The sequence below is a fragment of the Mycobacterium sp. URHD0025 genome, assembly GCF_000426065.1.
In the GTDB taxonomy this organism is placed as follows: domain Bacteria; phylum Actinomycetota; class Actinomycetes; order Mycobacteriales; family Mycobacteriaceae; genus Mycobacterium.
Window position 1 is genome coordinate 473,907 of sequence record NZ_AUEQ01000009.1, and the last position, 10,150, is coordinate 484,056.

Annotated in this window: 12 protein-coding genes and 1 tRNA gene; 6 read left to right on the forward strand and 7 right to left on the reverse strand. The window is 66.3% G+C overall.

What is annotated here, in order from left to right; all coding sequences use genetic code 11:
- Positions 1 to 81: 81 nt before the first annotated feature.
- The 4 genes from H977_RS33250 to H977_RS0115050 form a co-directional block, all read right to left on the reverse strand.
- The gene (locus H977_RS33250) at positions 82 to 399 is read right to left on the reverse strand and encodes a hypothetical protein (RefSeq protein ID WP_051288862.1); all 318 of its coding nucleotides are present in this window, start codon (positions 397 to 399) and stop codon (positions 82 to 84) included.
- A 69-nt stretch (positions 400 to 468) separates the two neighbouring features.
- Positions 469 to 606 (reverse strand): hypothetical protein, encoded by a 138-nt coding sequence (locus tag H977_RS35630; protein ID WP_196808250.1) that lies wholly within the window; start codon positions 604 to 606, stop codon positions 469 to 471.
- Positions 607 to 1,286: 680 nt separating this feature from the next.
- Positions 1,287 to 1,376: transfer RNA gene (locus H977_RS0115045), tRNA-Ser, on the reverse strand.
- A gap of 19 nt (positions 1,377 to 1,395) precedes the next feature.
- Positions 1,396 to 1,908, reverse strand: coding sequence for a MarR family winged helix-turn-helix transcriptional regulator (locus tag H977_RS0115050; protein ID WP_029108625.1), 513 nt, complete (start codon positions 1,906 to 1,908; stop codon positions 1,396 to 1,398).
- 67 nt (positions 1,909 to 1,975) lie between these two features.
- Between H977_RS0115050 and H977_RS0115055 the strand changes: the two genes are divergently transcribed.
- Entirely contained in the window at positions 1,976 to 2,959 is a 984-nt protein-coding gene (locus H977_RS0115055; RefSeq protein WP_029108626.1) for an NAD(P)H-quinone oxidoreductase, read from the forward strand.
- A gap of 12 nt (positions 2,960 to 2,971) precedes the next feature.
- Here H977_RS0115055 and H977_RS0115060 read toward each other — a convergent pair whose 3' ends face one another.
- Positions 2,972 to 4,168, reverse strand: coding sequence for a cysteine desulfurase-like protein (locus tag H977_RS0115060; protein WP_029108627.1), 1,197 nt, complete (start codon positions 4,166 to 4,168; stop codon positions 2,972 to 2,974).
- 124 nt (positions 4,169 to 4,292) lie between these two features.
- On the opposite strand from H977_RS0115060, the gene H977_RS0115065 reads away from it, so the two are divergent.
- The 5 genes from H977_RS0115065 to wzm are packed head-to-tail and all read left to right on the forward strand — an operon-like array spanning position 4,293 to position 9,375.
- Positions 4,293 to 6,254 carry a DUF6541 family protein gene (locus tag H977_RS0115065; RefSeq protein WP_029108628.1) on the forward strand — a complete coding sequence of 654 codons (1,962 nt, stop codon included), beginning with the start codon at positions 4,293 to 4,295 and terminating at the stop codon, positions 6,252 to 6,254.
- Between the two features lie 36 nt (positions 6,255 to 6,290).
- Complete coding sequence (locus H977_RS0115070) at positions 6,291 to 6,806, forward strand: bacterial proteasome activator family protein (protein ID WP_029108629.1); 516 nt, start codon at positions 6,291 to 6,293, stop codon at positions 6,804 to 6,806.
- A 7-nt stretch (positions 6,807 to 6,813) separates the two neighbouring features.
- On the forward strand, positions 6,814 to 7,611 hold the full coding sequence (gene wzt / locus H977_RS0115075) for a galactan export ABC transporter ATP-binding subunit Wzt/RfbE (RefSeq protein WP_029108630.1): 798 nt from the start codon (positions 6,814 to 6,816) through the stop codon (positions 7,609 to 7,611).
- Entirely contained in the window at positions 7,601 to 8,548 is a 948-nt protein-coding gene (gene glfT1, locus H977_RS0115080; protein WP_029108631.1) for a galactofuranosyltransferase GlfT1, read from the forward strand. The genes wzt and glfT1 overlap by 11 nt, the downstream gene beginning before the upstream one ends.
- Complete coding sequence (gene wzm, locus H977_RS0115085; RefSeq protein ID WP_029108632.1) at positions 8,545 to 9,375, forward strand: galactan export ABC transporter permease subunit Wzm/RfbD; 831 nt, start codon at positions 8,545 to 8,547, stop codon at positions 9,373 to 9,375. The genes glfT1 and wzm overlap by 4 nt, the downstream gene beginning before the upstream one ends.
- Positions 9,376 to 9,379: 4 nt before the next feature.
- On the opposite strand, the gene H977_RS0115090 is transcribed toward wzm, so the two are convergent.
- Together H977_RS0115090 and H977_RS0115095 are read right to left on the reverse strand one after the other, a co-directional pair.
- Positions 9,380 to 9,802 carry a pyridoxamine 5'-phosphate oxidase family protein gene (locus H977_RS0115090; protein ID WP_502691172.1) on the reverse strand — a complete coding sequence of 141 codons (423 nt, stop codon included), beginning with the start codon at positions 9,800 to 9,802 and terminating at the stop codon, positions 9,380 to 9,382.
- A 75-nt stretch (positions 9,803 to 9,877) separates the two neighbouring features.
- Positions 9,878 to 10,150, reverse strand: a 273-nt coding sequence (locus H977_RS0115095; protein ID WP_029108634.1) for an MspA family porin, incomplete at its 5' end; no start/stop codon positions are given.

Here is a 10,150-nt window from a genome sequence, read left to right on the forward strand (position 1 = left end):
ATCTGGTCAGAGGCGCGCGGGAACTTCTTCAAGTCTGCGATGTAGGTCTTGTCGGTGGGCCGCACCGTCTGCCCGCGCCCGTCAGATCACTCCCGACACGTGGAGGGTCGCAACGAGGTCGAGGACGTGCAGGAGCCCCAGGAACGCCAGCACCGCACCGGCGACGATCAACCAGATCCCGCCAGAGTGCGGGTTTGACGTGCGGTGTACGTCCGATCGCGCCGACCCGTCCGGATGCAGCAGGCGACGGTCATCTTCGCGGTTCCAGCGAGCGCGGGCGACGCGTCGGCGAACACCGACTACAAGCAGCGCCACACCCATCGCTGTGAACAGGACCGCGCGGACGGCGGGGCCGCTCCACGGCGTGCCACCGCCTTGTGCGAGCACGTACTCGACCATCACCCATCCCCCTGATCAGCCAGTGCAGGTACACGTGTTGAGCTCGTGGCGTTGCCGTGGAGAACCGGGTCACCACTCGTCCTCGTCGTCGTGCTCTCCGAGCGGCGGCCGCGGCTTGCGCATCACCTGCACCGCCCAGATCACCCCGCCGATCAGCGCCGCGATCAACGCGAAGAAGAGCAGCTGTCCCGCCATGTAGGCCATCATCGTGACTCCTCGGTCGCACCCATTCTCGGAACTGAGGGGCACGTAGAACTCCTCAACGGGGATCTGCCGACCTGTAGGGGTGTCGTAGATGCTGATGCCGCGCTCATCGCGAACGATCTGCAGGGTCGGATCCGACCGGGAAGTCGTAGATGCCGATCAGGGCCGGCAGCCGCCGCCCGCAGGCCGTCTGAGTCGACTTCCAATCCGTTTGCCATGCCAATCCCCCAACCGGCGAATTCACTGGTCGTGAGGCTACCCCACCGTTTGCGCCGGCCTATGCGTGAGGATTGGTCCCGGAGTGGCTCGGAACTCGGGGGAAGCGGCGTGACGCCTCAAGACACCGCACTGCAATGCACCATCGCCGTTCCGCAACAGACTCGTGAAGTCGGCTCAGCACCACGGTTTCGCGCCACACGGTCTTCCCACCGGGCGAACATCCGGTTGATCGTGGTGCGCACCCAAGCTCCGCGTTCATCGGAACGTGTTCGCAGCTCAGTGATTAACGTCTCGGCGTCGCGCTTCGTGATCGCCTGCACCTTCACGTCGCCGAAACTCCGATGAGACCAGCGCAGACGAACGGCACGCCGCCCTACACGGGGACAATTCCCGCGACTATGGGCCACTTTGGATCATCGAGACGGTTCCGAGCTCCGAGCACGAAACACGGAAACCAGGCCTGATGGCGGTGGCGGAGGGATTTGAACCCCCGGACGGTGTTAGCCGTCTCTCGCTTTCAAGGCGAGTGCATTAGGCCGCTCTGCCACGCCACCGCCGACAAGAGTACGGGCTTCAGACCCGGCCGATGTGAGCGGGCGGTGCACCGTTCTTCAGCGCGACGCTGATCCGGCGGCAGTTCTCCCCCATCGCCGCGATCTGCGGACGCGAAAGCCTGCCGAGAAAGTGTGAACGGACACCCTGGCCGTACGTCACCATCGCATCACGGACAGCGACCCTGCCCTCTTCGGTGATCGTGGCCACCACGCCGCGCCCGTCGTCGGGACTGGCACACCTGGTCACGAGGTTCTGCACTTCGAGCCGCCGGATCTGCCGGGTCACGCGGCTGGGTAGTGACATCAGCCGCTCGGCCAAGTCCCCCATCCGGGCCGATCCGGTGGACGACTTGTCCAACATATCGAGCAAGCGCACATCATTCAGCGTCAGATGATGTGCGTCCACCAGCGACCGGTTCAGCGTCGCATACATTCTCAACGCCGAGTCGAGGTAGTTCTGCCATGACCTCTGCTCGGCGATGTCAAGGCCCGGCATGTCACCCGCCGTGCGCCCCGCAATCATCCCCACCATGGGCGCAATCGTAAGCGACGTCAGTATTGCTGCGCTTGGGAAACAGAAGGCTTGTAGCGTTGAAAAAATGCATGCAATCGCCGCTTCCGTCGATGGCCATCTGACCTGGGAAAACGTCGCTGATGCCACACCAGCAAACGACGAGATTCTGATCCGTGTTCACGCCGCGGGCGTCAATCGCGCCGATCTTCTCCAAGCGGCGGGCAAGTATCCGCCCCCGCCAGGAGCCAGTGAGGTCATCGGATTGGAAGTATCGGGCACCGTTGCCGCCCTCGGCGCGGATGTTACCGACTGGTCAGTTGGGCAACCGGTGTGCGCATTGCTCGCAGGCGGCGGCTACGCCGAATACGTCGCGGTGCCCGCCCCGCAGGTGCTGCCATTGCCCGATGGCGTTGCCCTCCGCGACGCCGCGGGCCTGCCCGAGGTGGCCTGCACAGTGTGGTCGAACCTCGTCATGACTGCGGGCCTGACGGCCGGTCAGCTCGTTCTGCTGCACGGCGGCGCCAGCGGCATCGGTACCCACGCCACCCAGGTGGCCCGCGCACTCGGTGCCCGGGTGGCCGTGACGGCTGGCTCCGCCGACAAACTCGCGCTGTCTCGCGAACTGGGAGCCGACATCACCATCAACTACCGCGACGAGGACTTCGTCGAGCGCATCCGCGCCGAAACCGACGGCGCGGGCGCCGACGTCATCCTCGACATCATGGGCGCGGCCTACCTGGACCGCAACGTCGACGCCCTGGCCACCGGTGGGCGCCTCGTGATCATCGGCATGCAAGGCGGCATCAAGGCCGAACTGAACATCGCCAAGCTGCTCGGCAAGCGGGCCGGCGTCATCGCCACCTCGCTGCGTCCCCGGCCGGTGGACGGACCCGGCGGCAAGGGGCAGATCGTGCGGGCCGTGCTCGACAACGTCTGGCCGATGGTCGCCGACGGACGGGTACTGCCCATCATCGGTGCCGAACTGCCCATCCAGGAGGCCCAGCGGGCCCACGAACTACTGGCCTCGGGTGAGGTGTCGGGAAAGATCGTGCTGACGGTGCCCGAGTAGGTCGGCGGCGGCTCAGCCGAGGGAGGCCAGCGCCCGCACCAGCTGATCGACCTCGGCGCCGGTCGAGTAGTGCGACAACCCGACCGTCACGGCGCCGCCGATGTCGTTGACGCCGATCACGTCGAGCACGCGGGAGCTGGCATTCGAGATGGCCAGAATGCCGTTGTCGGCCAGCCGCTGCACCACCCGCTCGGCCGGGATGTCGCGCACCACGAAGCTGAGCACCGGAATCTGCGACTCGGGCCTGCCGATCACCATCACCAACGGCAACGAGCGCAGCGAGGCCACCAGGTACTCGAACAGCCGGTCCAGGTACGCGTTCGCCGACTGCATCGACACCGCCAGCCGTTCGCGGCGCGAGCCGTTCGCGGAATCGTCGAGATTGGACAGGTACTCGATGCTGGCCACCACGCCGCCCAGCAGGCCGTACTGGTGCCCGCCGACTTCGAGCCGGGCCGGGCCCGTGGCGTGCGGATTCAACGACACCGACGCCAACGAATCGATGGTCGACGGCTCACGGAACACCAGCGCGCCGATCGGCGGGCCGCCCCACGGCACGGCGTTGAGCGCCACGACATCGGCATCGATCTCGTTGATGTCGATCAGCCGGTACGGAGCCGCCGCCGAGTGGTCGACGACGACCATTCCGCCGACCTCGTGGGTGAGCTTGGTCACCTCGCTCAGATCGGTGATGGTGCCCAGCGTCGACGAGGCCGACGCGATGGCCACCAGGCGGGTCGGCTTGTCGATCAGCCCTTCCCATTGCCAGGACGGCAGCTCACCGGTCTCGATGTCGACCTCGGCCCACTTGACCTTCGCGCCATAGCGATTCGCGGCCCGCAACCACGGGGCGATGTTCGCCTCGTCGTCCAGGCGGGTGACCACCACCTCGTAGCCGAGGCCGACGCGGCTCGAGGACGCCTCGGCCAGCGCGGTCAGCAGCTGGGCGCGGTCCGCACCCAGGACCACGCCTCGCGGATCGGCGTTGACCAGGTCGGCGACAGCTTGGCGGGCAGCGGTGAGCACAGCCGCGCTGCGGCGTGCCGATGGGTGGGGTCCGACTGCGGAGGGCATCGAGCCGCGGAAGGCAGTGGAGACGGTCGTCGCGACCGAATCGGGCACCAACATGCCGTGCTGGGCGTCGAAGTGGACCCACCCATCGCCCAATGACGGGTGTAACCCCCGCACCCGGGCGACGTCGTATGCCATGCCAGCCACCTTAGAGCGTCCGCAGATATCACAAACCGACACGATTTGGGGAGCGCCCGAGCGCGCGTTTGCACTTCCGAGACCGTGCTCGGACCGGGTCGCCCTGGGCAGCCATACTAGTCCAGTGGGCTTCGGGTTCGGAGTGCTAATCGCACTGTTGTTGCTGGTGATACCCGGGGCGTTGATAGCCAGGGCGGGCGGACTGACCGCGTCGATGGCGGTTGCGGTGGGTCCAGCCTTGACCTACGGCACCGTCGCGCTGACGATCGTTCCGCTCGGGGCCATCGGCGTGCCGTGGAACGCGTGGACGGCGTTGTTTGCTGTGGCCGTCGTCGCCGCCATTGCGGCCGGGTTGCGGAGGCTGCTGGCCCGTTATCGTGACCGCGACGCCGAGGCGTCAGCGATGACGCGACGGCCCGCCGTGGTGGTTGCGGTGGGGGTGCTGCTGGGCGCCGCGCTGATTGCTGCCGCGGCGTTCGCCGGCCTGGCGCACTGGCAATCCATCCCCAGCACCTGGGACTCGGTGTGGCACGCCAACACCATCCGGTGGATCCTCGAGACCGGCCAGGCATCGCCCACCCACATGGGCGAGCTGCGCAACGTCGAAACCCACGAAGCGCTCTACTACCCTTCGGCCTTCCACGCGCTGGCCGCCGTCTACTGCCAACTCACCGGTGCCGCCGCGACCACCGCGTACACCGTGAGTTCGGTCACTGCCGCGGTGTGGCTGTTCCCGGTCAGCGCCGCCGTGCTGACGTGGAAGATCGTCCGTCCGCACACCTGCGAGCTGCGCACCGCCGTCTCCGCGGCCACCGCGGCGGCGCTCGCCGCGTCGTTCACCGCGGTGCCCTACGTCGAATTCGATGTGGCGGCGATGCCCAACCTGGTCGCCTATGGGCTGGCCGTACCGGTGTTCGCACTGATCGCCTCGACGCCGGCACACCGCGACCGCATCGGACTGGCGGTACTCGCCACCGTCGGCGTCTTCTCGGTGCACATCACCGGCGGTGTGGTGACCGCGCTGCTGGTGGGCGTCTGGTGGCTGGCGGATGCGCTCTGGCGGCCGGTGCGCGGCCGGCTGTCCGACTTCATGGCGCTGGCCGCCGTCGCGGTGCCGACGCTGCTGATCCTGCTGCCCCAGTTTCTCGGGGTCCTTCAGCAAGCCGAGATCATCGTCGGACACGCCTTCGTCAACCACCTCGGCAAGAAGTACTCGCTCTTCGCGGCCATCGTCCAGCACACCCGCCACCTCAACGACTTCCCGATCCAGAACGCACTCATCGCGCTGGCCGCCGTCGGCGGACTGGTCATGCTGGTCAAGAAGATGTGGTGGCCGCTGGCAGTGTGGCTCATCCTGATCGCCTCGATCGTGCACTCGGGCGCACCGTTCGGCGGGCCGCTGGGCACCATCACCGGCAAGTTCAGCGACCTGTTCTACAGCGACCCGCGCCGCCTGTCCGCAGTGGTCGCGATGCTGTACGCACCGATGGCCGCGATCGGCTTGGGTGCCCTGGTCATGCTCGGCGCCGCGGCCCTGCGCCGGACCGGTGCCCGCCCGGCTTGGATCCGCGCGACGGCCGCCGTCGCGCTGGTCGCCACCGCCGTGGGTCTGGCCTGGCACTACTTCCCCCGGCACAAGTACCTGTTCGGGCAGAAGTACGACTCGGTGATGGTCGGCGCCAAGGACCTCGAAGCGTTCGCCCACCTGGCCCAGCTGCCCGACGCCCGCACCACACTGATCGGCGATGCCAACACCGACGGCACCGCCTGGATGTACGCGGTCTCGGGACTGCACCCGCTGTGGACCCACTACGACTACCCGGTGCAACAAGGCCCGGGGTATCACCGGTTCATCTTCTGGGCATACGCAGATGATGCCGACACCGATCCCCGAGTTGCCGAGGCCGTCGAGGCTCTCAACATCCGCTATGTGCTCACCAGCACACCGGTGGTCCGAGGGTTCGTCATGCCAGACGGACTAGTGTCGCTAGACAGCTCACGGTCGTGGGAGAAGATCTTCGACAACGGTGAGGACCGCATCTACCGCTGGCGCGGGGAGCACGCGGCGGTCAAAGCGGCGAACTGACACAACCCAGAACTGACGAGATCTAAAGGGAAGGCCATGACCATCAACCCCGACGATGACAACATCGAGATCCTGGCCAGCACGTCCGACGGGAACGACGTCGACGCTGACGGCAAGTCGCTGACAGACCTCGTCGAGCAACCGGCGAAGGTCATGCGCATCGGCACCATGATCAAGCAGCTGCTGGAAGAGGTGCGGGCGGCTCCGCTCGACGAGGCGAGCCGCAACCGGCTGCGCGACATCCACCGGACCAGCATCCGTGAGCTCGAGGACGGCCTGGCACCCGAGCTGCGCGAAGAACTCGAACGGCTGACGCTGCCCTTCACCGAGGACAACGTGCCGTCCGACGCCGAACTGCGCATCGCGCAGGCACAGTTGGTCGGCTGGCTCGAGGGCCTGTTCCACGGCATCCAGACGGCGTTGTTCGCCCAGCAGATGGCCGCCCGCGCACAGCTCGAACAGATGCGCCAGGGCGCCCTCCCCCCGGGACTGCAGGTCCCCGGTGGACAGCGTGGTGGCCCGTCCCACCCCGGCACCGGCCAGTACCTGTAGGTCTGAATTGTCTGATCCCTACATCTCGACGCGCGAAGCATGGGTGGAGTTCCCCATCTTCGATGCCAAGACCCGCTCGCTGAAGAAGGCGTTCCTCGGCAAGGCCGGTGGCGCCATCGGGCGAAACGAGTCCAACGTCGTCGTCATCGAAGCGTTGCGCGACATCACGATGTCACTGAAAATGGGCGACCGGGTCGGGCTGGTCGGCCACAACGGTGCGGGGAAATCCACACTGCTGCGGCTACTTTCGGGCATCTACGAGCCGACGCGGGGCTCGGCCACGGTCACTGGCCGGGTGGCCCCCGTGTTCGACCTCGGCGTCGGGATGGATCCTGAGATCTCGGGATTCGAGAACATCATCATCCGCGGGCTGTTCCTCGGACAGACCCGCAAACAGATGATGGCCAAGGTCGACGAGATCGCCGAGTTCACCGAACTGGGCGAGTACCTTTCGATGCCGCTTCGCACCTACTCGACCGGTATGCGGGTGCGCCTGGCCATGGGCGTGGTCACCAGCATCGACCCCGAGATCCTGCTGCTCGACGAGGGCATCGGCGCCGTCGACGCGGAGTTCCTCAAGAAGGCGCAGTCACGGCTGCAGAGCCTGGTGGAGCGATCCGGAATCCTGGTGTTCGCAAGCCATTCCAACGAATTCCTGGCCCGGCTGTGCAAGACCGCGATGTGGATCGACCACGGCACCATCAAGATGACCGGCGGGATCGAGGACGTGGTGCGGGCCTACGAGGGCGACGACGCCGCGCGGCATGTGCGTGAGGTGTTGGAGGAAAACGCGCGTGACGCCTGACGAGCGCGACGAACACGTCATCGCGGTGATCGTCACACACCGGCGTCGCGAACTGCTCACCAAATCGCTGGCCGCGGTGGTGGACCAGGACCGCAGACCCGACCACCTGATCGTGGTCGACAACGACGATGACGAGGCGGTACGCGAGCTGGTCCTCGGCCAGGAGGTGCCCGCCACCTACCTCGGATCACGCCGAAACCTGGGCGGCGCAGGCGGTTTCGCACTCGGCATGCTGCACGCCCTGGCCCAGGGGGCGGACTGGATCTGGCTGGCCGACGACGACGGCCGTCCCGCTGACAACACCGTGCTGTCCACCCTGCTGGCCTGCGCCGAACAGTACAGCCTGGCCGAGGTCTCACCCATGGTGTGCAACCTCGACGATCCGCAGCGACTGGCGTTCCCGCTGCGCCGCGGATTGGTGTGGCGGCGTTTGGTTTCAGAATTGCGAACCGAGGACGCATCCGTTTCGGGCGACCTGCTGCCCGGGATCGCGTCACTGTTCAACGGCGCACTGTTCCGGGCCGCCACCGTGGAGGCCGTCGGCGTTCCCGACCTGCGCCTGTTCGTCCGCGGCGACGAGGTCGAACTGCACCGGCGGCTGGTGCGCTCCGGACTGCCGTTCGGAACTTGTTTGACCGCAAGCTATCTGCACCCCTGCGGCACCGACGAGTTCAAACCGATCCTCGGCGGCCGGATGCACACCCAGTATCCGGACGATGAGACCAAGCGGTTCTTCACCTACCGCAACCGTGGCTATCTCCTGTCCCAGCCGGGGTTGCGCAAACTCCTGCCGCAGGAGTGGATGCGGTTCGGCTGGTATTTTCTGGTATCCCGCCGCGACCCCGCGGGTCTGCGCGAATGGATTCGCCTGCGGCGGTTGGGCAGCCAGGAGAGATTTTTCAGGGACGAGCGGAGCGGCGGGAGGAGCACCAGGTGACGTTCACCGATGCGGCATCCGAGTCCAAGACGATGACCCGGGCAGTGCGCGATCTCTCCGAAGGGTTCCGCAAGCGTGAGCTGTGGCTGCACCTGGGCTGGCAGGACATCAAGCAGCGCTACCGGCGCAGCGTGCTCGGACCGTTCTGGATCACCATCGCCACCGGCACGACCGCAGTGGCGATGGGGCTGTTGTACTCGAAGCTGTTCAAGCTACCGCTCGAGGAGCACCTGCCCTACGTCACGCTCGGCCTCATCATCTGGAACCTGATCAACGCCTCGATCCTCGAAGGCGCCGACGTCTTCATCGCCAATGAAGGTCTGATCAAACAACTTCCGACTCCGTTGTCGGTGCACGTCTACCGGCTGGTGTGGCGGCAGTTGATCCTGTTCGGCCACAACATCGTCATCTTCGTCGTCATCGCGATCATCTACCCCAAACCCTGGAAATGGATCGACCTGGCGGTCATCCCGGCACTGGGCCTGATCGTGCTGAATTGCATATGGGTGTCAATCTGTTTCGGCATCCTGGCCACCCGCTACCGCGACATCGGTCCGCTGCTGGCCTCACTGGTGCAGCTGCTGTTCTTCATGACCCCGATCATCTGGAACGAATCCACGCTGCAGCAGCAGGGAGCCGGCTCATGGGCCAAGATCGTCGAGATCAACCCGCTGCTGCATTACCTCGACATTGTCCGGGCTCCGCTGCTCGGCGCCGACCAGGAAGTACGACACTGGCTGGTGGTGCTGGCACTCACGGTGATCGGCTGGGGGTTCGCAGCCCTGGCCATGCGCCAGTACCGCGCCCGCGTCCCGTACTGGGTCTGAACCGCTACGCGTCGTCAGCCACGGAGCCGAAGACGAACCGGCGCCCCGAGATCTCTTTCGGCTGGATCCGGACGTAGCGGCGTTTCACGGTCGCGATCCACGACAACAACTGGGCCCGTTCCGCCTCGGCGATGTCTTCCGGTGTTTCGAGCAGTTGCGGGACACCGCGCACGATCACACTCCAGCCGCCGACGCCGGTGTGATCGTCGGCCTCGAACAGCACCCGGTCGTTGAACAGGGCGCTGATCAACTTGGTGCCCTCGGCGGTCCGGAACAACACGGTGTGGCGCTGAACGACGAAGTTGACCGGGAAGATCTCCAGCCTGGTGCCGATGGTGGAAACCAGACGACCCAGCGTCACGCTGGACAACAGCTGCCAGCACTCGTCCTCTCCGAGCACCGAAGCCGAGCCCTGTGGCGTCACCAGGCCACCGTAACCCCATATGGCAATCGGCGCGCCCAGCTCCTGAGGGAGCGGGACGCGCCGATCGGGGAGAGCTGTTTAGTTCATGTTCCAGGGCTCGCCGTAGGTGGTGACGCTGTCACCGGTCGAGGCGATCAGGCGGGCGAACGGACGCAGCAGCACGCCACCGGCCGCACCGGTCACGGTGCCGTGCGCGTTGGACACCGCCACACCACCGGCCGGACCCTTGACGTCCACCGAGAAGGTGGCCACTTCCTGGATACCGGGGCCGTTGCCCAGGTCAGCACTGATCGACACACCCGGGAACAGGTTCGGGGTAATCACCGAGCCCAGCGGGTTGAAGTCGGTCGG